This is a genomic window from Paenibacillus xylanivorans (genome assembly GCF_001280595.1).
In the GTDB taxonomy this organism is placed as follows: Bacteria; Bacillota; Bacilli; order Paenibacillales; family Paenibacillaceae; genus Paenibacillus; species Paenibacillus xylanivorans.
This window is the reverse complement of sequence record NZ_LITU01000075.1, coordinates 128,601-154,374: the sequence shown is the minus strand read 5'-3', so window position 1 is coordinate 154,374 and position 25,774 is coordinate 128,601. Positions and strand designations below refer to the sequence as shown.

The window sequence follows — 25,774 nt, the reverse complement described above, 5'->3', positions numbered from 1 at the left end:
AAGGAGCTCTTGCAGAGCTCTTTTCAAAATTAAAATTTAATCTTTCTATCCTCTTATAGGTTTATTCTATTGGCAGATCCATTGACGCTTGAAGTGGTGAGGAGTACATTTATAGCCATAATTCTTATTTAACAGATAGGAATTAATGGTCTGGGTGGTGAGCCATCCCTGATCTGACAATGAATCAATCAGGAGGTATGCCGATGTCTTCTACATCGAAAAAAGTAGTGCTTTGGAGCAAAACAGGCTGTCATTTCTGCGGGGAGGTCAAGGCATTTCTCACAGCCCGCAACCAGCCTTTTGAGAACATCGAAGTGCAAGGCAACGATGTCCTGAGGGACGTGCTTGAAGCCAAATATGGCATTCGACATGTACCCGTCATTGAAGTGGGTGGAGACGGCAAGTATGAAGCATTACTGGAGCCCGATCTGGAGAAACTGGCGGAACTTCTTGCCCAGCTCGATGAAGCAGCAGTCTGACCGGACGTGGCGGATCTCTTGATAAAGCAGTTTCCGGCTGCTGGCTGCTGAAGGCTGTCATTTCAGTTTGCAGCAGTCGGGACTTTTAAGCCATCATCTATCCCCTTATTCAGATATCCAATCCTTATATAGAAAAGTTCTATAAGTAACGCTGTTGACCGATGTGCGGGGCAGTGATAAGATTTGTGGAATTAAAGCTGACCAAACTCATAGGAATAGTTAATTTTAAATTTCCTCATTCGTAATCCATAGCAGATCGGACTTAAGAAAATTCTTGATATATCCTAATCCAAGGAAGGCGGAATGGTTATGACGACTCAGCGCAGTTTGAAATTTGGAGCGATTGTCCACGGTGTGGGAGGCAGCATGACGACTTGGAGACACCCGGAGATTCAATCGGATGCCAGTGTGAATTTCGAATTTTACAAACGCCAGACGTTGAAAGCAGAAGAAGGCAAATTCGATCTCGTTTTTATCGCTGACGGTCTATATATTACCGAGAAATCCATACCTCACTTCTTGAATCGATTTGAGCCCATCAGCTTGTTGTCCGCCCTGGCCGCCATTACATCACGGATCGGTCTGGTTGGAACACTTTCGACTTCCTATAGTGATCCATTCACGGTTGCCCGACAGTTCGGTTCCCTTGATCTGATCAGTAATGGCCGTGCTGGTTGGAACGTGGTTACATCCCCGCTTGAAGGTTCAGCCAAAAACTACAGTAAAAGCAACCATCCTACTCACCCGGAACGTTATCGGATTGCAACGGAATATTTGCAAGTGACCAAGGGCTTGTGGGATTCGTGGGAAGACGATGCCTTTGTAAGAGACAAAGAAAGCGGCGTTTTCTTCGATCCATCCAAGCTGCACACACTCAATCACGAAGGAGAGTTCTTCTCCGTGCAGGGCCCACTTAACATTGCACGTTCACAGCAGGGGCAGCCGGTCATTTTCCAGGCAGGTTCTTCGGAAGATGGCAAGACCCTTGCTGCCAAAGAAGCGGATGCTGTCTTCACGGGGCATGATTCAATTGAGGATGCACAGGCCTTCTATAAGGATGTCAAAACCCGCGCAACAACCTATGGACGTTCCACACAGGATATTGTCATTTTGCCAGGGATCAATCCGATCATTGGACGGACAGAAGAGGAAGCGGAACAGAAATATCAGGAGATTGCCAGCCTGGTCACCATCGATAAAGCGCTGGACTATCTGGGACGTTTCTTCGAACATCATGACTTCTCCCAATATCCGTTGGATGAACCATTCCCTGAGTTGAATGGCATTGGCAGCAACAGCTTCCGCAGTGGTACGGACAAAATCAAGCGGGATGCCAAAGAACAGGGATTGACGCTGCGGGAAGTGGCCCTGCGAGCAGCAACACCTAAGAGCAAATTCCTCGGAACACCGGAGCAAGTGGCTGACCAGATCCAAAAATGGTTTGAAGCGGAAGCGGCTGACGGATTCATTATTCATTCCGAACTGCCAAGTGGGTTGTCCGATTTCGTGGAGCTGGTTGTTCCAATTCTGCAAGAGCGCGGCATCTATCGCACCGAATACGAGCATGACACATTGCGTGGTAATCTCGGCGTGCAAATTCCGGTGAATCGTTACACGGCTGCCCGGGAGCAAGTCGGAACCGAGGCATAAGAAAATGGAAAGCAGGAAATCGGCAGCGGTCTAAGAATGAGGCGTCCGGATGAAATATTCGGATTGCATATGCTGAAGGTGCCGAATGATGCTATAAAACCAAGTTAACATATAGGTTATATTGTTGAATGAATCAATGAATCAATGAATCAATGACACCTGTATACACAGAGGGGGAAGCTATATGAACAGGTCTATCTCATGGATGAAATATATGGCATTGGCGGCAGTATTGTTGCTGGTATTATCCGGTTGCGGCGCGGCAGGTAACTCCAACAGTGCAGTCCAGGCTTCCGGTGGGGAGCAGGTGGGGCAAGCAGAAGGTGGAAATCTAACCTACGCACTCGCCACATCGCCGGATACACTGGACCCACATCGAAGTGGCCTTGCCGTAACCGTACGTGCGATCCGAACGATCTATGACAATCTGGTGGTACAGCTACCGGATGGTTCCATCAAACCTTGGCTCGCCAAGGAGTGGAGTGTATCGGAGGATGGCAAAAGTTATACGTTCAAGCTGCGTGAAGATGTGAAGTTCCATGATGGTACACCATTTAACGCGGAAGCCGTGAAGTTCAATCTGGATCGGGTGATCGATCCGGCCACCAAAGCCGCCAATTCCCTTGCCCTGATTAGACCTTATAGCTCCTCGGAGGTCATTGATGAATACACCATCAAGGTGAATCTGGAACAGCCTTCGCAAGCCTTTCTCGGCAACTTGAGTCAGGCCCTGCTAGGGATTGTGTCTCCTACAGCTGCCAAGAAATACGGTGACCAACTGGGCAAAAATCCGGTAGGGACTGGTCCGTATACCTTCGTGAAATGGGATGAAAATGCGGATATCGTTGTCGCCAAGAACAAGGATTACAACTGGGCTCCAGAAACCGTTGAAAATGAAGGTGCCCCTCATTTGGATACGATTACGTTCAAAATTGTACCGGAAGAAGCAACGCGCATCGGCAGTGTACAGAGTAAGCAGGTACTCGCCGCCGAGACCGTTCCGCCGCAAAATATTGCTGCATTGAAGAACGATCCGAACCAGCAATTGCTGCAGGCCAATACCGTTGGCTTGCCGTATACCCTCTTTTTCAATCTACGCAAAGCGCCTTGGGATGATGTGAAAGTCAGGCAGGCGGTGCAATCTGCGGTTGATGTGGAATCCATCGTGAAGACACTTTATCTGGGCAATTACGAACGAGCGTGGTCTGCACTGTCTCCAGGAATTCTCGGTTACGATGCCTCCCTGGAAGGAAGTATCCAACCGGATATTAACAAGGCCAATCAGCTGCTTGATGAGCAAGGCTGGGTCAAGGGAGCAGATGGCATTCGTGAAAAAGACGGTAAGAAGCTGACCCTGCATTATGTGGACGGTTCGCCGAACCGGGAGAAGCGTAACGACATTGCTGCGATTATTCAGCAGCAGCTCAAGCAGGTGGGTATAGCTGTTGAAGTTGAAATTACGAAGGATATTGCTACGGTCGTCTATCAGAACTGGGATTATGATCTCTACGGCAACAGCCAGGTCAACTCTGATCCGAATGCACTCTATGCTTTCTATCATACGAGTGCAGAAGGTGAACGTCCGACGCTTTCCGGCTTATCTGATCCGAAGATCGATAAGCTGCTGGAACAAGGAGCGGTGGAGACTGATCCCGATAAACGGGTGGATATCTATAATCAGATTCAGCAGTATCTGATCGATCAGGCTGTAATTCTGCCGATCTATGTGTTCCCTTATACGGTGGCTGCATCCAAATCGGTGCAGGGCATCAAGTTTGATTCACTCGGATATCCGCTCTTTAACGATGTCCGGATTCAGCCATAAAACGTACCGTCAATGATGTAAACAGGAAGGAGACGACCCGGTATGGTTCAAACGATACTGACAAGACTTGCTACATCGCTTCTGGTTATTTTCGGAGCTTCGGTGCTGGTGTACTGCATCATGTATCTTCTGCCGGGTGATCCAGTCCTGCTCATGCTGGACCCGTCATCGGCAACACCCGAGATGATTCAGAACCTGCGGGTTCAGCTTGGTCTGGATCAGCCGTTTTACATCCAGTTCGCCAACTATTTCGGTGACATGCTGCGCGGTGATTTCGGCAAATCAATGATCAATTCCGACCCGGTTCTGCCCAAAATACTGGAGCATTTCCCTGCCACACTGGCGCTGACCGCGCTAAGCTCGATCATAGCGATAACCATCGGCATTACGCTCGGCGTACTGTCTGCCATTCATCGTAATGGCGTGATTGATTTCATCGCCCGCCTCGTTGGATTGTTTGGCATCTCGATGCCGACCTTCTGGACCGGCATTCTGCTGATCCTGTTGTTCTCGGTCCAGCTCGGCTGGTTCCCGGCGATGGGTTCCGACGGATTCCGTTCATTGGTGCTGCCTGCTGCAACACTGGGCCTCGTCGGTGCGGGTTTCATCGTACGTATGGTGCGTAACAGCATGCTGGAAGTGGTGAATGAACCGTTTATCGTAGCATTGCGAGCAAAAGGTCTTTCACAGCGAACCATTATGTACGGTCATGCGCTGCGTAATGCGCTGATTCCTGCGGTAACGGTCATCGGCATGTTGATTGGTGATCTGCTTGCCGGAACCGTCGTGGTGGAAACGGTCTTTTCCAGACAGGGTATCGGCAGAATCATCGCGGATGCGTTGATGGCCAAAGACCTGCCTGTCGTGCAGGGCGTAGTTTTTTTCACAGCGATGATCTATGTCGTGTTGAATTTACTGGTGGATATCTCTTATGCGTACATTGATCCCAGAGTTAGGCGTGCAGTCCGAACGTGATGGCGGATGGAACAGTCTGAAACATTTGGACGCGAGTGAGGAAGGAGGAGTCTTATGAGCATGAAACCATTGGTGGGTGACAAAAAAGGTTGGACCGGCAGAACAGGGCGTTTACGCCTGTGGAGTCGCCGTCCCCTGCGTCACCGCGTCTCATTCGCGGTATCCCGTTTATTCTTTTATGCAGCGTTGCTGGTTGTGGTATTTACCGTCACTTGTGCGATTGTGCCGGGCTGGATTGCCCCCTATGATCCTACTCAGATGATGACGGATGCTATCCTGCAGGCTCCCTCTGCTGCGCACCTGTTTGGGACCGATTATTTTGGCAGGGATATCTTCAGTGTGGTTGTGCATGGCAGCAGGGATTCATTGCTTATTGGATTTGCCTCGGTGCTGGTGGGTGGTATTGTGGGCAGTGCTCTTGGCATTATTGCCGGCTATGCAGGAGGAGTTTTGGACACCATTACCATGCGGGCCGTGGATATTCTGATGGCTGTTCCAGGGGTGTTACTAGCATTGTCCGTTGCTGCAGCACTGGGACCTGGACTGCTTAACATTGCACTGGCTGTTGCGGTATCCTCCATTCCGGGGTATGCACGGGTGATGCGTGGGCAGGTCATGTCAGTTAAAGGTTTGCCTTTTATTACAGCTACACGTTCACTAGGGGGCTCCAATGCCCGTATTTTCTGGAAACATGTACTGCCTCATTCGTTGTCACCATTGCTGGTTATGGCGACGCTCGGCGTAGGTACCTCTATTCTGACAGGCTCCGGGCTAAGCTTTCTGGGACTTGGCGTGTTGAAGGAAATTCCGGATTGGGGTGCGTTGCTCTCCCAAGGAAGAGGTTATCTGACAGTGGCCTGGTGGATATGTACTTTCCCGGGACTCGCAATTACCATGTTTGTGCTGGCGGTTAATCTGATTGGAGACGATATTCGGGATCGGTTGGACCCCAAAGTAAAAGGAGCGGCTTGACCGCTATTCCAAGGAGGAATCATGATGTCACATGTCGTTATTATTGCCGGAGCGCCTTCGAAACGTTCACGTTTGACAGGCCTTACGGATTACAGCAGTAATAAATTAAGAGAGGCAGGCATTACCGTTGAGGTGATTCATGTGGCCGACCTGCCAGCGGAAGATCTGGTGCAGGCCAAGTTTGATAGCTCATTCATTCGTGATGCACTCGCTGTTGTTGAAGCCGCAGATGCAGTCATCGTGGCGACCCCGGTATACAAAGCATCGTACTCAGGCGTGCTGAAGCTGTTCCTGGATCTGATTCCCCAGGAAGGTCTGCGGGGTAAGCTGTCTCTTCCATTGGTCATCGGCGGCTCGATCGCCCATCTGCTCGCTATCGATTATGCATTAAAGCCTGTTCTGGCAGCACTTGGCGGCAGACATATTCTTGGCGGAGTATACGCGGTTGATCAGGGAATTGATCGACTTGATGATGGTAAATACGTACTTTCGGCGGATATCACTACGCGATTGGATCGTTCTCTGGAAGAATTGATATTGACTCTGGAAAAGAATGGTATTACGATATCATAAAACCAAGTAAATTCATTGGATAAATAGATATAGATAACGTCTGCGGACGTGGATTCGGGGGGCGCTTATGAATATTGAGAACATTGAAGCATTTGTATACATCAATCATTACGGAAGCTTCAATAAGGCTGCCGAGGTACTCTTTTTGTCCCAACCTTCTGTCACCGCTCGTATTCAGTCCCTTGAACGTGAACTCGGCTGCAAATTGTTTGACCGTCTGGGCAAACAGATTGTGCTCACGGAAGAGGGGAGAAAGTTCCTTCCCTACGCCCAGCAGGTGCTGCAAGTGATTCAGAAGGGCAGACAGAAGATCCAGCAACGCCGTACGACGCCCGATGCACTGCGACTCGGCAGTACGGTATCCGTATCCAACTATGTCATTCCAGACTTTCTGCCCAAAATCAAGGAAGCTTATCCTGAGGTCAGCATTAAGCTGACCACAGCAACGACAGACCAACTGATCGCCAAGCTGCTCAGTCAAGAGATTGATCTGGCGTTTGTGCGCAAGGTCATGCACCCGGCGATTCGTACCGTTGCTTTTTATGAAGATCCAATACAGCTTTACGTGTACAAAGGACATCCGTTTATAGAACGTGGGCATGTCAGTATGGAAGCAATTCGGAATGAGCGACTGGTCTTTTTCGAATGTGGTTCACTGGATTGGCTCCGCATTCACCGGGCCTTTGACTCGCTGGAACACCCTCCGGACATTACATATCATGTCGATCATTCGGAAACGGCGAAGAAACTGGTTATGCAGGGGGCAGGCATCGCTTTTCTGCCTGGGTTAACGGTGCAGAAGGAAGTGCGGGAGCAGGAACTGTTCCCCATTCAGGTGCACGAGGTTGCAGGTGTATCGTTGCAGATCAGCGTCGTTACGTTAAAAGAAGAACATTCGCCTTTTGCAGAGCCTTTCGGGGAGCTGCTGCGGCAGCTATAGAGAGTCATTTAAGGAAGTAGGAAGAATTTAATAAGTCAGGTTCGGCATGATCGAAGGAGGAGAATGTGATGGGTATTCGTGTTGGCATATTGGATCAAACCCCGATCTATGAAGGGGAGACGCCGATTGATGCTTTTCGGCATACGATTGAATTGGTACAGCGGGCTGAACAGCTTGGATTTCATCGTTTCTGGGTGTCGGAACATCATGATTCAGGCCATGTCGCAGGCTCCTCACCGGAAGTGCTCATTTCCCACTTGCTCGCGCATACGGAGCGGATTCGTCTTGGTTCTGGCGGGGTGATGCTCCAACACTATAGTCCTTACAAAGTGGCTGAGAACTTCAATGTGCTCTCTGCACTTGGCCCGGGGAGAATTGATCTTGGTATTGGACGTGCGCCGGGGGGATTGCCCCGTTCCACACAGGCATTACAGCAAGGAATTCAGGAGGCCGCTTCACTAAAAGATAAAATTAATCAGGTGAAGCAGTTCATTTATAATGAATCGCATGAAGATGAAACACATCCTTTGGCAGGTTTGAGCGCTGCACCGGTATCCGCAATCCCGGCCGAGCTATACGTACTTGGGGCAAGTGTCGATAGCGCAGGCATGGCGGCGGAATTGGGACTGCCTTATGTATTTTCATTGTTTATTAATAGCAACACGGAGGTCGCTCTGGAAGCTTTACGTATTTACCGAGAACAATTCGACCGTTCACATGGACGGGAGCCCTATGCCATACTTGCTATATCATTGATTGTGGCGGAGAGTGCGGAGGAGGCTGAAGGGCTTGCAAGTGAACATATGCTGGTCAAGATCCATCTGGAGAATGGCAAAGTATTGACGGTTGGTTCCGTGGAGCAGGCGGAAGAATTCGGACAGCAATCGAACGAGAAATATCGGATTGAGATTCTGGAGCCAAGTGTGACGAGAGGTACAAAGGAAACAGTCGGTCAGGCCCTGGCACAGTTCCAGCAGGATTTTGCCGTGGATGAGCTGATTGTCACCACAGCCACACGTGATTTTGCCAAGCGTATTCGTTCATTCGAATTGTTGCGTGAAGCGCTGGATGAGCAAGGAATTGGTGAATTCGAGAATGAATCGGTACCTGCGCAAGCGGTGATCAGTTAGGCATATACATGGTAGAGAGCATACCCGCTGAGCGAGTGACCCGTGAAATATATTGGTCCATCTTACATGGCACATACACTGATAAAAGGAGGCAATGTCGTGAGCAGTGATCTAAAACAGTCTGAGCAACAGGCAGAGCAAGAAGAACAGGGCCTCAAGCATGAACTTTACGTTGGGCAGGATGAAGAATTTGCAGAGCACTTAACCTCGATTCGGCGACATCTGCATCGTAACCCCGAGCTATCCGGAGAGGAAAGGGAAACGACAGAAGCCATTCGAGGCTGGCTGGTAAAGGAAGGTGTACGGATTGCGGATGAATACTCGCTGCGAACGGGCCTAATCGCTGAAATTGGCCAGGGTGATGGCCCGGTAGTGGCATTGCGCGCAGATATTGATGCCCTGCCGATCCAGGAAGAGACGAAGCTGGAGTATGCTTCACAAGTCCCTGGCCGGATGCACGCTTGCGGTCATGATGCACACACTGCCATTCTGATCGGTGCTGCACGATTGTTGAAACAGCGTGAGTCCCGGCTGCCGGGCAAGGTTCGTTTGATTTTCCAGCCTTCGGAGGAGAAAGCGACGGGGGCACGGCAGGTGATTCAGAGCGGAGCGCTATCCGAAGTTCAGGCAGTTTTTGGTTTGCATAACAAACCGGATCTGCAGGTCGGTACGGTAGGTATCCGTGAAGGAGCACTGCTCGCAGCGGCAGATGGTTTTGTGGTCAAAGTGGAAGGTGTAGGAACACATGCGGCGGTGCCGGAAGCAGGCATTGATCCAATTGTGGTCGCTTCCCATATCGTGACTGCACTTCAGGCCATCGTGAGTCGTAATGTCGGAGCACAGGAGAGCGCCGTAATCAGTGTGACCAAAATTAACAGCGGCACGGCCTGGAACGTCATCCCGGAAGAAGCCATATTGGATGGCACTGTGCGTACCTTTGACGAGAAGGTGCGTGCCCGGATTCGCGAGCGTTTCAACCAGGTGGTTGCAGGTGTTGCAGCAGCCTACGGGACACGCGCTACCGTGCGCTGGATTCAGGGACCACCTGCTGTGGTCAATGATGCATCCTTGGCTGCTGCGGCGGAGCAGGTCGCAAGCGAGATTGGGCTGAACAGTGTCCGACCGCTACCTTCTCCGGCGGGCGAAGATTTTTCCTTTTATCAAAAAGAGGTCCCGGGTCTGTTCCTTTTCCTCGGAACTTCCGGTCCGCATGAGTGGCATCACCCTGGATTCGATGTAGATGAACGGGCGCTACCGCTCGGTGCACATCTTCTGGCTGTGCTGGCTGAACAGGCACTGCAAAAGTTGCAGTCAGATGGCGAATAACTGATAACAGCTACGTAAATACGTGAATAATGATTAAGATAATAATTTATTAGGTTGAAGCGCTCAGTTCACTGGATGTTTCCGTTCAGGCTCAGATTCTGGAACTGCTTCGTTCTCTTCAGCATGAAATGAACATGACCTATCTCTTTGTTGCACATGATCTTCAGACTGAAGTCGCTGATATACCTCCAATTGCAACCGTTTGGATAAATCGGGTTGACGCAAATGCGTCAGCTCTGTTCCCGTTTGAACATAAAACAACAGTTGTAACGTTCTTTCTTTAAAATGGAAATATTTGTTGACGCTCTCAAGCAGGTTGTGCTATATTTTTCTCGACTGATAATCGTAATCATTACTATTAATGGTTTGTAGCAAAGTGAGCTCAACTTAATTCCATGAAAAGAATAGGAGTAACGGCTGCGATGAAACAGGAGATCGATTTTATCAAGTTCAATCCCACGCAAAATATGACGGTTTTGGTGAAAACGGATCATCCGGCTGAGACATATCCACACATTGCCGCCCAAATTATGTCCTATGACAATGTATACGCCGAACAGGTGGGGTTCATTGGGGGAGCGGTAAAACAGGAGGCGGCTGCACATTTACAAATGGCGGGAGGGGAGTTCTGCGGGAACGCCTGCATGGCCCTGGCTGCGTACATCGCGTCCGAAAAAGAGTTGGAATCGTATGAGTTTACAGAAATCATGTTGGAGGTCTCGGGAACAGACCAATTAATCCGCTGTCAGGTGAAGAAGCAGCAAAAGAATGAGTATTTCTGTCAGGTAACGATGCCAGTCCCTCAGCAGATCGAGCAGCGAACGATTAAGTATGAAGGAATCGATATGGATATTGTGATCGTGCGGTATCGGGAGTTCATCCATATCGTCATCGAAGTGGAAGCGTTTGATGAAGCGATGAGAAAGAGGGCACAAGCTCTGGCGCGATTATTAGGATTAACCTTGGGGGATAAGCTGATTGGCATTTTATTATACAAATCCCAATCGAATGAGCTGGCACCGCTCATATTCGTCCCGCAGGTGGATAGTCTGATCTGGGAAAGGGGGTGCGGTTCGGGTACAGCCTCCGTGGGAGCCTATCTGGCATGGAGCAGGCAAAGGGAGATCGTTCAGCATATCAAGCAGCCCGGTGGTGCGATTAAAGTAATGGCGCAATGGAATGGAGTAGAGCTTGAACGAATTACGATCGAAGGATCTGTTGGAATCGTGGCCCAGGGCAAAGCATTTATAGATGCATGACTATGACGAGTTATAGGAGGAAAAGGAATGGAGACATTGATTGATTTTCAAACATGCTTGAGTGAATTTTCCGGGAAATTCGATGAGTTGGCAGGCAGATATGATCATACGGTTCAGCACAGTTCAGCGCTGGAGGCTTTAATTGATGACTATTCCACGTTTATAACGGACAAGCAAAATGAACGAATCTGGGAAGAGCTCAATCAGCAGGAATCAGGCAGCATGCATCAGCTTGTCCTTGATCTAAGAGACAAATCTGCCCAATGTGTGGCGATCATGGAGAAATATCGGGCTTTGAAGCTGCAAGGCGGAGATGTGGAAATCGCGGATTATTTCAGAAACATCGAAGAATGTATTGAAAAAGAGTTTGGCAGCTTTCATGTCACCTCGGATTCGAAAGTGCTGCTGGTAGGCTCCGGGTCATTTCCGATGACGCCTTTGTTTATCGCCAAGCGAACAGGGGCAAAGGTGGTTGGTATCGATATTGACGAAGAAGCCATTACACTCGGGCAGAAGGTTGTGGATAAGCTGGGTGCGGGCCTGAACATCCAATTGGAGCAAACATTGATGCAAGATCTTTCTTTTACAAAAGAAGCCACGCATATCATTTTCAGTTCCACGGTAGCCAATAAATATGATCTGCTGGATCAATTGCATGCATTGACGAATGAACATGTGGTGGTGGCGATGAGGTACGGTAACCAGTTAAAGTCGTTGTTCAACTATCCGATGAGAGAGACTGACAGCAGCAAGTGGAACATGGTCGACAATATCCTGCGTCCGGATGATGTGTTCGATATTGCGTTATACCAAAAAGCATAGCTCGCTTGAGCTTGGGAAAGAGAGGTCCATATGAGCGGATTTCAACGAGTTCTGTTACTCGGAACAGGTCCTGCATCGATTCAGCTGGCAGTAATGCTCAAAAAGCAATTCAGTTGCGCCGTAGGCATAGTAGGAAGAGAATCTATGCGTTCAAAATCTTTTTTTGAGGCCATTCGGCAAAGTGACGGGTTCATTGGAACAGGCATTCAAAATGAAAAGCATCGACCGTTGGCGGGTGAATGCTTCATCGATCGAGTTTTTAAGGGATATGAGACCATTGAAGGGGAATGGGATACGCTCATTTTGGCTGTGACAACGGATGCTTACATCGACGTATTGAGACAAATGAATGAACACTTCATCAAACAAGTGAAATGCATCATTTTGGTCTCCCCAACCTTTGGCTCCAACATGCTGGTAAGCAATTATGTGAGACAGCTAGATGCAGATACGGAAGTCGTCAGCTTCTCTACCTATTTGGGGGACACCCGATGGATGCTCGATCAACCGTCCAATCATGTCATTACAACTGGAGTCAAGAAAAAGGTCTATATCGGTTCTACTTCAACTCCTTCTGAACATGTGGACAGACTGTGCAAGTTGTACGAGCAATTGGGCATTGCGCTGGAAGTTATGCCATCTCCACTCGAGGCGGAAACGAGAAACATTTCTTTATATGTACATCCGCCACTGTTCATGAATGACTTTTCATTGGATATTATCTTCGGAGCATCAGACACTCGGAAATATGTATATAAAATCTACCCTGAAGGTCCTGTAACCCAATATTTGATTCGGGACATGCGGTCGCAGTGGAACGAGATTATGAATATTACGGAAAGACTCCGTATCCAGGGTATCAATCTGCTTCAATTCATGACGGATGATAATTATCCGGTACGGTTGGAGAGTTTATCACGTCAGGATATCGAGAATTTTAATCAATTGCAGGACCTTCATCAAGAGTATTTATTATACATACGGTACACCTCGTTATTGATTGATCCTTTTTCGGAACCTAGCCCGGAGGGCAAGTATTTTGACTTTTCAGCCGTTCCCTTCAGGAAGATGTTTGTCAATCAGGATGGATCTTTGGACATTCCCAGAATGCCCAAGGAGGATTATTACCGCATCAAAATCATTCAGGGCATTGCGAGACATTTGCAGGTTAGGTGCCCAACCATCGATATGTTTATTGCCAACTATGAGGCGAAGATTCAAGAAGTCGCCCGCGCTCACCCGGATCAAAATCTATCGAATGCCTTTGTCGTTCAATCCTTCGATGAAGATATTCGGATGATCTGCGCAGGGCTGGCGAACAGCAGGGTCTAGTTACATATGTATTTATCTTTCATCATCAGGGGGAAATGTTGTGAAAAAGGGTAGTGCTTTTCGTTTTTTATTATTGCTAGTGTCCATGATTACCGTAATTGCCGGGTGCGGCCAAAAAGAGGGTGTCAACACCAATACCGAGTCTGCGAGTAGCCAGGTCAAAACTGAACTCATATATGCATCCGCCAAGGATATTAATGATATGAATCCCCATCTGTATACAGGTTCCATGTCCGCACAAGGGATGGTTTACGAATCTTTGGTTGAAAACACGGTCGATGGAATCAAGCCATTACTGGGAGAATCCTGGGATATTGCCGAAGACGGAAAAACGTATACGTTCCATTTGCGAAAAGATGTGAAATTTCATGATGGTGAACCGTTTAACGCCGAGGCGGTCAAACAAAATATCGATGCGGTTCAGGCCAATGCCGAAAAACATGCCTGGATTAAGCTGTCCACCAAAATCGTAAGTACAAAAGTCATTGATGAATACACATTCGAACTGGTACTTTCCGAGCCCTATTATCCAGCTCTGGTAGAGCTGTCCATGACCAGACCTTATGTGTTTATATCACCCAAGGATTTTAAGAACGGGGGCACAAAGGACGGGGTGAATGGCTACCACGGCACAGGGCCCTACAAGCTAACCGGACATAAAATCGACGAGAGTGCAACGTTTGAAGCCAATGAAGAATACTGGGGCGGCGCACCTGAGATCCAAAAAATCACGTCCAAGGTTCTGCCGGCAGGAGAAACGACATTATTGGCATTACAGAAGGGCGAGATCAACTTTGTGTTCACCGATGACCGGGGTGCGGACAGCATTGATGTTGAAGCCATGAATCAATTGGCTGACTCGGGTGATTATCAAGTGGTCCGAAGTGAAGCGATGAATACAAATATGATCGTCGCCAATAGCAGCAGAGCGGATAATCCTGTCCACGAAACGGTTGTTCGTGAAGCAATATGGGTTGCGATCGATCGGGAAGCGATCAGCAATGATATTTTTAATGGAACACAGACCGTAGCGGACACCTTATTTTCATCAAACGTCAATTACGCCGATGTCGAGTTGAAGAAGCGGGAGTATAACCCGGAGACGGCAAAGGAGCTTTTGGAAAAAGCGGGCTGGACCTTATCCAACGCGGAAGCAGTGAGGATAAAGAACGGCCAGCAACTAGCCATGACCCTGTATTATGACAGCAATTCCTCTTCGCAAAAAACACAGGCGGAATTGATCCAGCATGCCTTAAAAGGATTGGGCATTCAACTGGAGATTGTCGGAGAGGAATCCACTTCCATCGCGAACAGAAGGGCAACCGGGGAATATGATCTGTTGTTCAACCAAACCTGGGGACTGGCGTACGATCCACAGAGCACCATCTCTGCGTTTACTTCGGATTCGGCCTATAAACATACAACAAGCGGCCTAGCCCAAGCGGATGAGCTGTACAAGAAAATTGATGAAGTCATGGTGTCCACAGACGAGGCCTCCCGCCAGTCCCTGTACGCTGACATTATGAGAATCGTTCATGATGAAGCCGTGTTTATTCCGATTACCAATGGGCGGGTCACCATTGTGGCTCCCAAAAACCTGGACGGAATTTCATTCAAGCAGACTCAATATGAGTTGCCATTTGAGCAAATGAATTTTAAATAGAGCGGGGATGGATATGGGAAGTTATATAGTCAAACGGATATTGCTGGCCATACCCTTACTGTTCGTCATTTCATTTATAACGTTTATACTCATTAATCTTTCGCCCCTGGACCCCGCTGTAGTTGTATTACAGGCACAGGAGGTTCCTCAGATTACGGATGAATTAATCGCCCAAACGAATGAAGCATTAGGGTTTGATAAACCCTTCGTCATCCAGTACGTGAATTGGTTGATTGCCTGTATGCAGTTTAATTTTGGCAACTCGTATGTATCCGGTGAACAGGTATGGTCCTTGGTAGGTCCGGCTTTCCTGAACACATTAAAATTAACGATGGTATCATCGGTGTTTATTATCGGGTTGTCCATCCTTCTGGGTGTAATCTGTGCCATGAGAGAAGGAAAGGTCATCGATAAATCGGTCAGAGGCATTTCGTTTGTTCTGACCGCGATGCCATCCTACTGGCTTGCAGCCATCCTGATCTGGTATTTTTCCGTCAAGCTGGACTTGTTGCCTACAAGCGGAATGGACTCATTTAAGAGCTACATTCTACCGGTAATCGTAATCACGGTGAGTTATACAGGCATTTATTTTAGAACGGTCCGGAGTTCGATGTTGAGCAACATGAACGAGGATTACGTGCTCTATGGAAGGGCAAGCGGCTTAAGCGAGCGGAAGGTGACAATGCATATTTTAAGAAATTCGTTGCAAGTGGCGGTCTCCATATTTTGTATGGCGATCCCCATCGTGCTTGGCAGCACCGTCGTGATTGAAAACGTGTTTGCATGGCCGGGACTCGGGAGGTTGAGCGTGAGGTCCATTCTCAGCCGGGATTTCCCGATTATTCAGGCGTATGTTCTTATGTTGGCCGTAACCTTTGTGCTGTTTAATACCATTTCTGACGTGATCAATGCGGCGATGAATCCCAGGTTAAGAAAGGATCTCTGATGCGATTATTAAGAAATTTGAGCAAAGACAAACTTGCGATTACATCTCTCGCTGTCATTGTGATCATTATTGCTGTGGGCATATTTGCCCCTTTGTGTGCACTCCATGACCCGGAGGAAGTGAATATGAAGCTTCGATATGCTTCCGCCTCCTGGACCTATTGGTTAGGAAATGATCATTTGGGCAGATGTGTGTTATCCAGACTCATTTATGGTATTCGTCCCAGTGTCTTATGGGTTTTGGTTGCCTTGATGATGTCTGTTCTGGTGGGAGCTATCGTCGGATTTATCGCGGGTTATTTCAAGGGGAAGACAGATGCCTGGATCATGAGAATATGTGATGTCATGTTGTCTTTCCCCGGATACGTCATGACACTGGCGGTGGTCGGCATTTTAGGTGCGGGACTTGAACATATTCTGATTGCATTCGTGGTCATGAAATGGGCGTGGTTTGCCCGCGTCATTCGGACATCCGTAATGCAGTTCTCCGAGATGGAGTATGTGAAGTTCGCCAAAGCCTCTGGCATTGGCAGCCTTAGTATTCTCACCAAGCATATTGTTCCGGTTACATTTGCCGATATTGCAGTGATTGCGAGTGGCTCCATGTGTTCGATGATGCTGCAGATCTCGGGGCTTTCCTTTCTGGGTTTGGGAATCCAGGCTCCTCATGCCGAATGGGGGATGATGCTGAATGAGGCAAGGCAAGTCATGTTCTCCAGACCGGAGCTGATGCTGGCGCCCGGACTAGCCATTGTCATTGTCGTGTCGGCCTTTAATTTTTTATCGGATGCGCTGCAAGTCGCTTTGGACCCCCAATTAATGACTTCTCAAGGTAGGCTTCGTAAAAAAGAGGTGGGAAAGGCCGTTTATGAATATAGTAGAGGTTAAAAATTTGAAGATCCGGGATGCCAATACGGACAAGGTCATTATTCATAACAGTTCATTTCAGGTCAAACAAGGAAGCTGTCTGGCCATTGTCGGGGAAAGCGGAAGCGGCAAGTCCGTCACATGCAGGTCCATTATGCGTTTGAATAAACCCTGGATTCGTCAATCCGGAACGATACTCTTCAAAGGCGAAGACTTGAACCAGCTTTCCGAACAAGAGATGAGACGAAGAAGAGGCAAAAACTTATGCATGATTCTGCAAAATGGCATGAGCGCTTTTGACCCTTCTTCAGTGATCGGCGTCCATATTCGAGAGACGCTCCAGACGCATTTCGTCTGGAATAATAGAGACAGCGAACGGAAGATCATTAGCGCTATGGAAAGCGTCATGTTAAAAAATCCGCAGGGAATTTTGAATCAATATCCACATCAGCTATCAGGTGGCATGCTGCAGCGAATCATGATTGCATTGGCACTCGTGTTGGAGCCGGATCTTATCATTGCGGATGAACCGACAACGGCACTGGATACGATCTCTCAATATGAAGTGGTGGAACAATTGATTCAACTACGTGAACGAATGGGTTGTTCCATGCTGTTTATATCCCATGATCTCGGTGTCGTTCAGAAAATTGGGGATGAAGTGATGGTTATGAAAGACGGAGCCATTGTCGAAAGCGGGGATATTCGGTCTGTTTTTACGAAGCCGGAGCATGCCTATACTCAATATTTGGTTTCCACCCGGTTGGAGCTGAGCAATCATTTCAGGAAATTGATGCAGGGAGGGGATACAGATGCTCAAGGTGGATGGGATAGAAAAGTCCTATAAACAAGGCGGATTATTCTCCAAACAAAAGCAGCAGGTTTTGAAAAAAGTTGCATTTGAATGCCAGCAAGGCGAATGTCTCGGCATTATCGGTGAAAGCGGAAGCGGCAAGTCCACATTGGGACGTCTGATTCTGGGCATTGAAAAGCCTGATCGCGGGCGTATTTTATTTGAAGGGAAAAACGTGAACAATCGCTGTGTGCGAATGGGCAGCATCAGTGCCGTATTTCAAAATTATACGTCCTCCATTAATCCATTTCTCACGGTGGAGGAAGCCATTATGGAGCCCCTGAAGGCTCAAAAAAAAGTGAAAGCGGATATGCAAAGCAAGGTGGAAACGTTGTTGCATCAAGTGGGATTGAACCCTTCCTACAGGCTCAAATATCCACATGAACTATCTGGTGGAGAGGCCCAAAGAGTGTGTATTGCAAGAGCCATATCCACAGAACCCCGATGCATTGTATTCGATGAAGCCATCAGTTCTCTGGACGTGTCTGTGCAGATTCAGGTGCTGCGATTGTTAGAAGAATTAAAGCAATTCTATCAGATGAGCTATGTGTTTATTACGCATGATATTCAGGCGGCAGCCTATATTTGTGACAGGGTACTTATTTTCAGGGACGGTCAGATTGAGGAAATGGTACCTATTAAGCAGCTGAAGGATGTTCAGTCCGATTATGCCAGAAAATTATTAACCTATTTAATTACATTCCAGGGGGAGGACCAAGGATGAGTGGAGCGATGTCTTGGCCTTTTCTGCGTTTGTACATCCTAGTTCTTCTGTATTTTAGTGCAAACGCCATTCTTAATGTGGTTATCCCTTTACAGGGTGAATCCTTGGGAGCGAGCAGTACAACCATTGGGCTGATTATGGGCGCCTATATGTTTACGACCATGTTTTTCAGGCCATGGGCCGGACGGATCATTCAAAAGCGCGGGCCGATTAAAGTGCTGCGTTTTATTCTGATTATTAATGGTTTTGCCCTGATTTTATACACGTTTACGGGTCTCGGGGGCTATCTGGTGGCTCGTATTTTACAGGGGGTATCGACCGCTTTCTTCTCGATGGCTTTACAGATTGGCATTATCGATGCCCTGCCGGAGAAGGACCGTTCCCAGGGCATTTCATATTATTCGTTATTCAGCTATATCCCGGGCATTGTGGGTCCTGTCCTCGCTTTAGGGATCTGGCAGACAGGTGGCATGGATTATTTTACAGTCGTCCTGATCGGTATTGCCATCTGTACAGGCGTCTTCGGGTATACCGCCAAAATGGATAAGAGCAAGGAGCAGCCTCCTGCTGGGAATCCATCCGAACAGAACGTAAGCATGTTTCAATCCTTTCGTCAGTTGGTGCAAAATCCATTCTTGTTTAGATGTAGTGTACTAATGCTAAGTGCTTCCGTTGTGTTCGGTGCAATCACGACCTTTATTCCCCTGTACGCCAGTCAATTGCCAAGCGGTAATGCGGGTGTCTATCTGATGCTTCAGGCGGGAACCGTTGTGTTGACCCGAATCATATTGCGCAAAAAAATTCCCTCCGATGGCAGGTGGCATGCACCTTTTATCATGGGAACGATGTTCTTGTTGGCAGTAGCCGCACTATGTGTCAGCTGGGCGATTACAGGAGGAGCCGCTCTTCTATATGTGGGTGCAATCTTGATGGGCATTGCTCAATCTATCCTCTATCCGACGTTAACCACCTATCTGTCATTTGTGTTGACACAGTTGAATCGGAATGTGTTGATCGGTTTATTTATTGCGACAGCAGATCTGGGTGTATCTCTGGGCGGTGTGTTGATGGGACCGATCGCTGATCTATCCTCCTATTCGTTCATGTACATGATTTGTGCTATCCTAGGAGCGGTAATGATTGCTTTTGCCTATGAACGAAGAAAACCTGTCAAAGATATGTTTGTGGGTTAACTGCAACTAGAAAGTTAAGGCCTTTTGCGGCACAGCTTCTGGGGCGTTATGGCCCGCTCCGTGTAATGAAATGGCTGTTGATTTTGCACGCCGCAACATTTCTTTTGTTTGTTGTGTTTGGTGTGGAAACGTATTTGTGGCTGCGGGCGCTGCAAGGTGTAGCGACGGCGTTCTTTTCCATGACGATGCAAGCTGGCATTAGGGCCAGATCCGTGGTGGCGAACTGATGGATAGTAACGATTGTATGGTATATATAAGAACAAGAATTAAAGGCGTATGGACTGACTTTTCTGGAGACGTATCATTATGATGCGAAGCTACAGGAAACAGGCCATAGGCCTTTTTTTGGCTGGAATTTTTCTGATACCGGATTAAAAATGATTTGACAACATCGTTCAACAGGATTATAGTCATTGTTGTTAATCGTAATAATTACTATTAAGGTCAGAGACATATGACTACACCCATAAGGAGTAGATACACATGACACAAAAGCAAGTTCCGGTTACTGTTCTTAGCGGTTACCTCGGCTCAGGTAAAACGACTGTTCTTAATCACGTGCTGCACAATCGGCAGGGACTCAAGGTCGCTGTCATCGTCAATGACATGAGTGAGGTGAACATCGATGCCGCACTGGTAAAAGGTGAAGCGACATTATCGCGTACTGAAGAAAAGCTGGTGGAGCTGTCCAATGGCTGCATCTGCTGTACCTTGCGGGATGATCTGATGCAGGAGATTGAGAAGCTGGTGAATGAAGGCAGGTTTGATTATATCCTGATTGAATCGACTGGAATCAGTGAACCTGTTCCGGTGGCCCAGACCTTTACATATGCCGACGAGGAATCCGGTATTGATCTGACCGGCCTGGCGAAGCTGGATTGTCTGGTGACGGTCGTGGATGCGAATCGCTTCTGGCATGACTTTGCCTCAGGACAGAGCCTTTTGGATCGGAATCAGGCTACAGGGGGCGAAGATACCCGTGACGTGGTGGACCTGCTGATTGACCAGATCGAGACCTGCGATGTCCTGTTGCTGAACAAATGTGATCTGGTCGATGACGTGGAACTGAACAAGCTTGAAGGTGTCATCCGCAAGCTTCAGCCCAACGCCAAAATCATTCGGACCATGAACGGCCAGGTCAATCCGTCTGAAATTTTGAATACAGGTCTCTTCGACTTCGAGAAAGCAAGCATGTCCGCCGGATGGATTCAGGAGCTGGAGAAGGAATCACATACTCCGGAGACCGAGGAATACGGCATTGGTTCCTTCGTGTATCGTCGCCGAAAACCATTCCATCCTTCTCGTCTGGCTGAATTCATGAGCTACTGGCCGGAAGAAGTGGTACGTGCCAAAGGTCTGGTTTGGCTGGCTGCTGAAGGAGATGTGGCTGCAAGTCTGAGCCAGGCGGGATCGTCAATCCAGTTTGGCCCTGCCGGACATTGGGTTGCGGCGTTGCCGGAAGCGGACAAGGAAGAAATATTGCGTACGGAGCCGGATGTGCTGGAGAAGTGGGATGCACAATGGGGAGACCGTCAGACCGAGCTGGTCATGATCGGGATTGAAATGGAGCGAGCCATCATTGAAGACGAACTGGACCAATGTCTGCTCAGTGATGAGGAAATGGTGGCCGACTGGGGCCATTTCGATAATCCCCTTCCTTGGCCTGTTGAAGTTGTATAAATTAAATCCATTAAGGAGCTGTAATCCATGGCTAAAAAATCAAAAGTAGTACGCGAAAAACAACGTCAGGCAATCGTAGCCAAATATGCGGAGCTGCGTCATGAGCTGAAAGAAAAGGGTGACTATGAAGCGCTGCATAAACTGCCACGCAACGCTTCTCCGACCCGATTGAAAAATCGCTGTGAACTGACGGGCCGTCCGAGAGGATATTTGCGAAAGTTCAAGGTATCGCGGATCGTGTTTCGTGAGCTGGCTCATCAAGGGCAAATTCCGGGCGTAACGAAGTCCAGCTGGTAAGACGCATGAATGATCCTTTCGATTATGATTGTGTGATTGTTGGAGGGGGGCCAGCCGGGATCGGCATGGCCTCTGTTCTACAAGATCTGGGGATGCCTCGTTTTACCGTGCTGGAACGGAGCGAGGTGGGGGCAACTTTTCTGGCGTGGCCTGAGGAAATGCATCTGATCACCCCTTCGTTTACAAGCAACGCCTATGGCATGATGGATCTGAACGCCGTGGCTCTGCATACGTCTCCGGCGTATACACTGGGAACAGAACATCCGACAGGGGTGGAGTATGCGAAGTATTTGCAGGTGGTGAGCCAGTTTAAGGAATTGCCTGTGCAGACGGGTGTAGACGTTTCGGAAGTGATTGCTGAAGAGAATGGCTTCCGGGTTGTGACATCCAATGGACAACTGCGCACACGCTTTGTCATCTGGGCAGCCGGTGAATTTCAGTATCCGAGACTGGACCCGTTCCCTGGTGCCGAATACGGTGTGCACAGCAGTTTGTTTTCTAGCTGGAAGGCAGTTCAGGGGGAAGAATGTGTTATCGTTGGCGGCTATGAGAGCGGCGTGGATGCAGCCATTCACCTGAGTAAACTGGGGAAAAACGTAACGGTAATCGATCGAAACGGACGAGGGCTCGCCAAGGGCAGCAGTGATCCAAGTGTGGAACTGAGCCCCTATACGAAGGATCGTCTGCGCGCGGCGATGATGGATAAGCGAATACGAATGATGCAAGGCTATGAGGTCAAGTGGATCGAACCGGATGAACCGGGCGGTTATGTCCTCTATTGCGAGAATGCTTCCGGAGAATCCCACTTGCTTAAGACGGCTGAGGCTCCTGTTCTGGCGACAGGGTTCCGCAGCAGTTTACATCTGATTAAGAATCTGGTCGAGCGCAACAAGGAAGGTCAGCTGCAATTGGGAGCGGCCGATGAATCGACGATTGTCCCGGGACTGTTCATTACCGGTCCACAGGTTATGCATGCGCACCTCCAATTTTGTTTCATATATAAATTCAGACAGCGCTTTGCAGTTGTGGCCCGGGCCATGGGTGAGAGACTCGGATTGGATCTGACTCCACTGGAAACCTATCGCAAGGAAGGCATGTTTCTTGATGATCTGTCTTGCTGCGGTGAAGATTGCACATGCTGAATTCAGTTTTGGAACAACCGGAAGAACTTCGTAAAGTGGTGCTGGTCGGTTTCGAATCGGCAGGGAAATCGGCTCTGTTTCGGGGACTCACGGGCAGAGATACAGGCGAAGAATCCAATGTTCGGGGCTCCACGGTGACCGTCCGCAGGGCAGAACTGCCTGAACATCAACTTGAGCTGGTCGATACGCCTGGAATCCGGTTGAAGGATGACAGTGTCACGACCATGCTGGCCCTAAAACAACTCGCAGCGGGTGACACGGTTGTCTTGGTTGTACGCGGCACGGATGTCGTACTGGAACTGCCTTTACTGCTCGGCATGCTGGATATTACGGGCAAAAATGCTGTGATAGTGCTTACGTTTGCCGACAAATGCGGATCGGGATTAACGGCTCAGGTCGACTATTATCGTAAAGGCCTGGGTATTTCCGTCCTGCCCTTCAATACAAGGTATATGGATGAAAACGCCCAAGGCCTGTTATGTCGCGCGATCGTTGCTGCCAGACCGATGAAGAGGCATATACAGTTGGAATCACCACATGCCTCCCCTGTGATCGAACCGCAAACAACGATGTTTGAACACACGGTTTGGGGGCGTTTTGCGGCTTTGATAGCACTCATCTTATTATTTGCAGTTCCGGTATATGTGGCCTATCTGTTCTCCGGCCTGGTGCAACCGCTCGCGGATGCCTGGATTCTTGAACCACTCCATCGAATGTCTATGGGATTATGGAACCCACTACAAGCGATGATGCTCGGGGATTACGGCATGATCAGTCTGGGCTTGTATTCGTTTATCTGGGCTTTCCCGGTCGTATTCCTGATTGGCGTCAGTGTGGCGGTGACGGAGGAGAGCGGACTGAAAGATAGGATTACCGATTCGCTGGATGGCTGGATGCGGGAAATCGGCCTAAACGGTAAGGATCTGATTCCGGTCCTCAGCGGTTTTGGCTGCAATGTCGTGGCTGTGTTCCAGAGTCGTACATGCAGTTCCTGCACGCGAAAAGCCTGTGTTTCGATGATCTCTTTCGGTTCTGCATGCAGCTACCAGATTGGTGCTTCTCTATCGATATTCAGTTCCGGTGGCAAGCCGTGGCTGTTTTTTCCTTATATGCTTGTACTGGTACTTGCGGGCGCGCTTCATACTCGTCTGTGGAATCGAAATCGGATGGATGACATGCTCCCGTTACATGTCAACCGTACATTTCTGCAAAAGCCTTCATGGCGTTCCGTCAGCTGGCGCGTTCGGTCTGTCATGAAACAGTTTCTTGTGCAGGCGATGCCCATTTTCATTGGTATTTGTGTGGTAGCCACACTATTGGAGCAGACGGAGGTATTGTCTGTCCTGACCCGCACGCTTACGCCGTTGCTCGCGATCTTTCATCTGCCGGGCGATGCGGCAGGTGGCATTTTATTTTCTATTTTAAGAAAAGACGGGTTGTTGGTGCTGAATCAGGATCAGGGTTCCTTTATTGCAGAATTGAGCGGCGGACAGTTATTTGTCCTTGTGTATCTGGCTTCCACGTTAACGGCATGTCTGGTGACGATGTGGACAATACGCAAGGAGTTGGGAGCAGCCTTTGCCGCACAACTGACAGGCAGACAGCTGCTAATGTCACTGGGCAGTGCATTTGTACTGGCATGGGTGTGGGACTGGATTGCGTAACGATGTGGATAAAAGGGGGATCTCCATGCTGGACTCGTTTACTATTCGGAGAATTCAGTCGGTGCTGGACGGTTATATTCAGGAGAAGGTGCCTGCTCCCCTGCGAACGATGGTGAAGCTGACCTATGAGTTGAATAACAATGAACTAATTTTGACCGAGGAAAGGCCTGCTGAGGAACGCTATCAGTGGGATAAGCTGCCGATTGCCCGATTTCACTGGGAGGAGAATCAGTGGAAGGTATATGCGAAAGGTGAACACAGTGGCTGGAATGAGGTAGACGTCATTGAACCTTGTCCTGATTTTGAAGCCATGCTGGAGCAGGTTGAGCGGGACGAGGCAGGTTTGTTCTGGCGCTGAATGCGCAGCGGATAACGGAAATATGTGATGGAGGGAGGGATTGGAAAATGCAAAAGGAACAGCTGGTTAACAGGAGTAACCGAGTGGCGAGCGATTGTTTCATCATGCCGGATAAATCTGAACGCTTGCGGTTATTCGGCTCTGTTGATCCGATACAGGGAGATAAGCCTGTGCTAAAAGAAGAGATGCAGGATTTGCAGAATAGCAAAAATGATTTTCTGTTTGAACTGCAACAAGTCGGTATTGATCAGGTGAAGTATCCTCTGGATGTCATTTCGGCCAAAGATCCCGTGAAATTGTCCAGCATCGGAACGTTTCGGTTGACGACTTCGCTGGATCGAGAATCCAAAGGCATTAACATGAGCCGCCTGATGGAGCAGATTCAGAAGAGTCGCAGTGAAGGACTGAGTGACCGGATTCCGGATCTGATTGCGCTGACGCAACAGATAGCTGAACAGATGAATCAACCGAAGGCGGAGCTGAAAGTAACCTATCCCTGGTTCTACGAGCGATCCGCGCCCGTAACCGGTTTGTCTGGACTAAATCATTCTTTGGCTACCGTTCATGTCATCTGGGAAGCTGAAAATCCCCCGTTCTGAGAACGGGTTTACATATACAGATCACGACGTTATGTCCATGCTCGAAAGAAATCAGCGAATATAGTGCGCACAACCAGCGAGGTGTATTGCGTATCCAGGTGCAAGGCGAACCGGGAGATGCATTGCCGGGCTATTGGAAGGAAGAGCTGCTGAATGTGGCCGAATCCAATGCAAGCAGCTGCCTTTATCCCGTACTCAAAAGACCTGATGAGAAACGGGTCACGGAACGTGCATATGAGAACCCGCGGTTTGTGGAAGACATCGTCAGGCTGGTGGCGGCAGACCTGTATGAGAAACATTGGGTACGCAAATTTAAGGTGGATTGCAGGAATGAAGAGTCCATCCATCAGCATGATGCGGTGGCCCGCATCGTGTATGATAAGTCGAGATAGCAATGCCTGATGGCTACGGAATTCATTTTATATCACGGTACAATATGATGAAAAATAGAAGAAACGTCGTCAGAGTTCCAGAGGCGTTTCTTTTATTTTTTCTGTCATTCCCAT

24 protein-coding genes and 2 pseudogenes are annotated in these 25,774 nt (G+C 48.7%); all 26 read left to right on the top strand.

Features of this window, described 5'->3' with window-relative positions; all coding sequences use genetic code 11:
• The first annotated feature begins 203 nt into the window (after window positions 1–203).
• The 26 genes and pseudogenes from AMS66_RS24025 to folE2 all read left to right on the top strand — a co-directional run bounded on the left by AMS66_RS24025 (window position 204) and on the right by folE2 (window position 25,660).
• The gene (locus AMS66_RS24025; protein ID WP_053783194.1) at window positions 204–479 is read left to right on the top strand and encodes a glutaredoxin family protein; all 276 of its coding nucleotides are present in this window, start codon (window positions 204–206) and stop codon (window positions 477–479) included.
• Between the two features lie 309 nt (window positions 480–788).
• Window positions 789–2,129 carry an LLM class flavin-dependent oxidoreductase gene (locus AMS66_RS24020; protein ID WP_053783314.1) on the top strand — a complete coding sequence of 447 codons (1,341 nt, stop codon included), beginning with the start codon at window positions 789–791 and terminating at the stop codon, window positions 2,127–2,129.
• A 184-nt stretch (window positions 2,130–2,313) separates the two neighbouring features.
• On the top strand, window positions 2,314–3,954 hold the full coding sequence (locus AMS66_RS24015; RefSeq protein ID WP_053783193.1) for an ABC transporter substrate-binding protein: 1,641 nt from the start codon (window positions 2,314–2,316) through the stop codon (window positions 3,952–3,954).
• Between the two features lie 42 nt (window positions 3,955–3,996).
• Complete coding sequence (locus tag AMS66_RS24010; protein ID WP_053783192.1) at window positions 3,997–4,929, top strand: ABC transporter permease; 933 nt, start codon at window positions 3,997–3,999, stop codon at window positions 4,927–4,929.
• Window positions 4,930–4,983: 54 nt separating this feature from the next.
• The gene (locus AMS66_RS24005; protein WP_082350880.1) at window positions 4,984–5,901 is read left to right on the top strand and encodes an ABC transporter permease; all 918 of its coding nucleotides are present in this window, start codon (window positions 4,984–4,986) and stop codon (window positions 5,899–5,901) included.
• A gap of 24 nt (window positions 5,902–5,925) precedes the next feature.
• Window positions 5,926–6,474 (top strand): NADPH-dependent FMN reductase, encoded by a 549-nt coding sequence (gene ssuE, locus AMS66_RS24000; RefSeq protein WP_053783191.1) that lies wholly within the window; start codon window positions 5,926–5,928, stop codon window positions 6,472–6,474.
• 67 nt (window positions 6,475–6,541) lie between these two features.
• Complete coding sequence (locus AMS66_RS23995) at window positions 6,542–7,414, top strand: LysR family transcriptional regulator (protein WP_053783190.1); 873 nt, start codon at window positions 6,542–6,544, stop codon at window positions 7,412–7,414.
• A 68-nt stretch (window positions 7,415–7,482) separates the two neighbouring features.
• Window positions 7,483–8,544: an LLM class flavin-dependent oxidoreductase gene (locus tag AMS66_RS23990; RefSeq protein ID WP_053783189.1), complete on the top strand. Its 1,062-nt coding sequence runs from the start codon at window positions 7,483–7,485 to the stop codon at window positions 8,542–8,544.
• A gap of 210 nt (window positions 8,545–8,754) precedes the next feature.
• Entirely contained in the window at window positions 8,755–9,870 is a 1,116-nt protein-coding gene (locus tag AMS66_RS23985; protein ID WP_236703611.1) for an amidohydrolase, read from the top strand.
• A 56-nt stretch (window positions 9,871–9,926) separates the two neighbouring features.
• Window positions 9,927–10,034 (top strand): annotated as a pseudogene (locus AMS66_RS34125) (ABC transporter ATP-binding protein); the annotation flags it as partial.
• Between the two features lie 258 nt (window positions 10,035–10,292).
• The gene (locus tag AMS66_RS23980) at window positions 10,293–11,129 is read left to right on the top strand and encodes a diaminopimelate epimerase (protein ID WP_053783187.1); all 837 of its coding nucleotides are present in this window, start codon (window positions 10,293–10,295) and stop codon (window positions 11,127–11,129) included.
• Between the two features lie 27 nt (window positions 11,130–11,156).
• On the top strand, window positions 11,157–11,951 hold the full coding sequence (locus AMS66_RS23975) for a methyltransferase domain-containing protein (RefSeq protein WP_053783186.1): 795 nt from the start codon (window positions 11,157–11,159) through the stop codon (window positions 11,949–11,951).
• Between the two features lie 30 nt (window positions 11,952–11,981).
• The gene (locus tag AMS66_RS23970; protein ID WP_053783185.1) at window positions 11,982–13,283 is read left to right on the top strand and encodes an opine metallophore biosynthesis dehydrogenase; all 1,302 of its coding nucleotides are present in this window, start codon (window positions 11,982–11,984) and stop codon (window positions 13,281–13,283) included.
• A gap of 40 nt (window positions 13,284–13,323) precedes the next feature.
• Entirely contained in the window at window positions 13,324–14,946 is a 1,623-nt protein-coding gene (gene cntA / locus AMS66_RS23965) for a staphylopine-dependent metal ABC transporter substrate-binding lipoprotein (RefSeq protein WP_407944569.1), read from the top strand.
• Between the two features lie 13 nt (window positions 14,947–14,959).
• The gene (gene opp1B, locus AMS66_RS23960; RefSeq protein ID WP_053783184.1) at window positions 14,960–15,892 is read left to right on the top strand and encodes a nickel/cobalt ABC transporter permease; all 933 of its coding nucleotides are present in this window, start codon (window positions 14,960–14,962) and stop codon (window positions 15,890–15,892) included.
• On the top strand, window positions 15,892–16,779 hold the full coding sequence (cntC, locus tag AMS66_RS23955) for a staphylopine uptake ABC transporter permease subunit CntC (RefSeq protein WP_053783183.1): 888 nt from the start codon (window positions 15,892–15,894) through the stop codon (window positions 16,777–16,779). The genes opp1B and cntC overlap by 1 nt, the downstream gene beginning before the upstream one ends.
• Entirely contained in the window at window positions 16,760–17,605 is an 846-nt protein-coding gene (gene cntD / locus AMS66_RS23950) for a staphylopine uptake ABC transporter ATP-binding protein CntD (protein ID WP_053783182.1), read from the top strand. Before cntC ends, cntD begins: the two co-directional genes overlap by 20 nt.
• Window positions 17,571–18,335: an ABC transporter ATP-binding protein gene (locus AMS66_RS23945; protein WP_053783181.1), complete on the top strand. Its 765-nt coding sequence runs from the start codon at window positions 17,571–17,573 to the stop codon at window positions 18,333–18,335. Before cntD ends, AMS66_RS23945 begins: the two co-directional genes overlap by 35 nt.
• A complete protein-coding gene (cntE, locus tag AMS66_RS23940) occupies window positions 18,332–19,528 on the top strand; it encodes a staphylopine family metallophore export MFS transporter CntE (RefSeq protein ID WP_053783180.1) in 1,197 nt (398 codons plus the stop codon). Before AMS66_RS23945 ends, cntE begins: the two co-directional genes overlap by 4 nt.
• Window positions 19,529–19,593: 65 nt before the next feature.
• Window positions 19,594–19,755 carry a hypothetical protein gene (locus AMS66_RS31995; protein WP_236703596.1) on the top strand — a complete coding sequence of 54 codons (162 nt, stop codon included), beginning with the start codon at window positions 19,594–19,596 and terminating at the stop codon, window positions 19,753–19,755.
• 256 nt (window positions 19,756–20,011) lie between these two features.
• Window positions 20,012–21,208: a GTP-binding protein gene (locus AMS66_RS23935; RefSeq protein ID WP_053783179.1), complete on the top strand. Its 1,197-nt coding sequence runs from the start codon at window positions 20,012–20,014 to the stop codon at window positions 21,206–21,208.
• A gap of 27 nt (window positions 21,209–21,235) precedes the next feature.
• The gene (gene rpsN / locus AMS66_RS23930; protein WP_053783178.1) at window positions 21,236–21,505 is read left to right on the top strand and encodes a 30S ribosomal protein S14; all 270 of its coding nucleotides are present in this window, start codon (window positions 21,236–21,238) and stop codon (window positions 21,503–21,505) included.
• A 5-nt stretch (window positions 21,506–21,510) separates the two neighbouring features.
• Window positions 21,511–22,647: an NAD(P)/FAD-dependent oxidoreductase gene (locus AMS66_RS23925; protein WP_053783177.1), complete on the top strand. Its 1,137-nt coding sequence runs from the start codon at window positions 21,511–21,513 to the stop codon at window positions 22,645–22,647.
• Window positions 22,641–24,311, top strand: coding sequence for a nucleoside recognition domain-containing protein (locus tag AMS66_RS32470; RefSeq protein ID WP_144424595.1), 1,671 nt, complete (start codon window positions 22,641–22,643; stop codon window positions 24,309–24,311). Before AMS66_RS23925 ends, AMS66_RS32470 begins: the two co-directional genes overlap by 7 nt.
• 25 nt (window positions 24,312–24,336) lie before the next feature.
• Entirely contained in the window at window positions 24,337–24,669 is a 333-nt protein-coding gene (locus AMS66_RS23915) for a DUF3024 domain-containing protein (RefSeq protein WP_053783176.1), read from the top strand.
• Window positions 24,670–24,773: 104 nt separating this feature from the next.
• Window positions 24,774–25,660: pseudogene (gene folE2 / locus AMS66_RS23910) on the top strand (GTP cyclohydrolase FolE2).
• Window positions 25,661–25,774: the final 114 nt, after the last annotated feature.

Bases quoted from the DNA above. Each gene is read 5' to 3' on its own strand.
- AMS66_RS23915 (WP_053783176.1), top strand. From the start codon at position 24,337: ATGCTGGACTCGTTTACTATTCGGAGAATTCAGTCGGTGCTGGACGGT.
- AMS66_RS23995 (WP_053783190.1), top strand. From the start codon at position 6,542: ATGAATATTGAGAACATTGAAGCATTTGTATACATCAATCATTACGGA.
- AMS66_RS24015 (WP_053783193.1), top strand. From the start codon at position 2,314: ATGAACAGGTCTATCTCATGGATGAAATATATGGCATTGGCGGCAGTA.
- opp1B (WP_053783184.1), top strand. From the start codon at position 14,960: ATGGGAAGTTATATAGTCAAACGGATATTGCTGGCCATACCCTTACTG.
- AMS66_RS23925 (WP_053783177.1), top strand. From the start codon at position 21,511: ATGAATGATCCTTTCGATTATGATTGTGTGATTGTTGGAGGGGGGCCA.
- AMS66_RS23990 (WP_053783189.1), top strand. From the start codon at position 7,483: ATGGGTATTCGTGTTGGCATATTGGATCAAACCCCGATCTATGAAGGG.
- cntC (WP_053783183.1), top strand. From the start codon at position 15,892: ATGCGATTATTAAGAAATTTGAGCAAAGACAAACTTGCGATTACATCT.
- AMS66_RS24020 (WP_053783314.1), top strand. From the start codon at position 789: ATGACGACTCAGCGCAGTTTGAAATTTGGAGCGATTGTCCACGGTGTG.
- cntE (WP_053783180.1), top strand. From the start codon at position 18,332: ATGAGTGGAGCGATGTCTTGGCCTTTTCTGCGTTTGTACATCCTAGTT.
- AMS66_RS23980 (WP_053783187.1), top strand. From the start codon at position 10,293: ATGAAACAGGAGATCGATTTTATCAAGTTCAATCCCACGCAAAATATG.
- AMS66_RS23975 (WP_053783186.1), top strand. From the start codon at position 11,157: ATGGAGACATTGATTGATTTTCAAACATGCTTGAGTGAATTTTCCGGG.
- cntD (WP_053783182.1), top strand. From the start codon at position 16,760: ATGAATATAGTAGAGGTTAAAAATTTGAAGATCCGGGATGCCAATACG.
- AMS66_RS24005 (WP_082350880.1), top strand. From the start codon at position 4,984: ATGAGCATGAAACCATTGGTGGGTGACAAAAAAGGTTGGACCGGCAGA.
- AMS66_RS23935 (WP_053783179.1), top strand. From the start codon at position 20,012: ATGACACAAAAGCAAGTTCCGGTTACTGTTCTTAGCGGTTACCTCGGC.
- AMS66_RS23945 (WP_053783181.1), top strand. From the start codon at position 17,571: ATGCTCAAGGTGGATGGGATAGAAAAGTCCTATAAACAAGGCGGATTA.
- AMS66_RS23970 (WP_053783185.1), top strand. From the start codon at position 11,982: ATGAGCGGATTTCAACGAGTTCTGTTACTCGGAACAGGTCCTGCATCG.
- AMS66_RS32470 (WP_144424595.1), top strand. From the start codon at position 22,641: ATGCTGAATTCAGTTTTGGAACAACCGGAAGAACTTCGTAAAGTGGTG.
- ssuE (WP_053783191.1), top strand. From the start codon at position 5,926: ATGTCACATGTCGTTATTATTGCCGGAGCGCCTTCGAAACGTTCACGT.
- rpsN (WP_053783178.1), top strand. From the start codon at position 21,236: ATGGCTAAAAAATCAAAAGTAGTACGCGAAAAACAACGTCAGGCAATC.
- AMS66_RS24025 (WP_053783194.1), top strand. From the start codon at position 204: ATGTCTTCTACATCGAAAAAAGTAGTGCTTTGGAGCAAAACAGGCTGT.
- AMS66_RS31995 (WP_236703596.1), top strand. From the start codon at position 19,594: ATGAAATGGCTGTTGATTTTGCACGCCGCAACATTTCTTTTGTTTGTT.
- AMS66_RS24010 (WP_053783192.1), top strand. From the start codon at position 3,997: ATGGTTCAAACGATACTGACAAGACTTGCTACATCGCTTCTGGTTATT.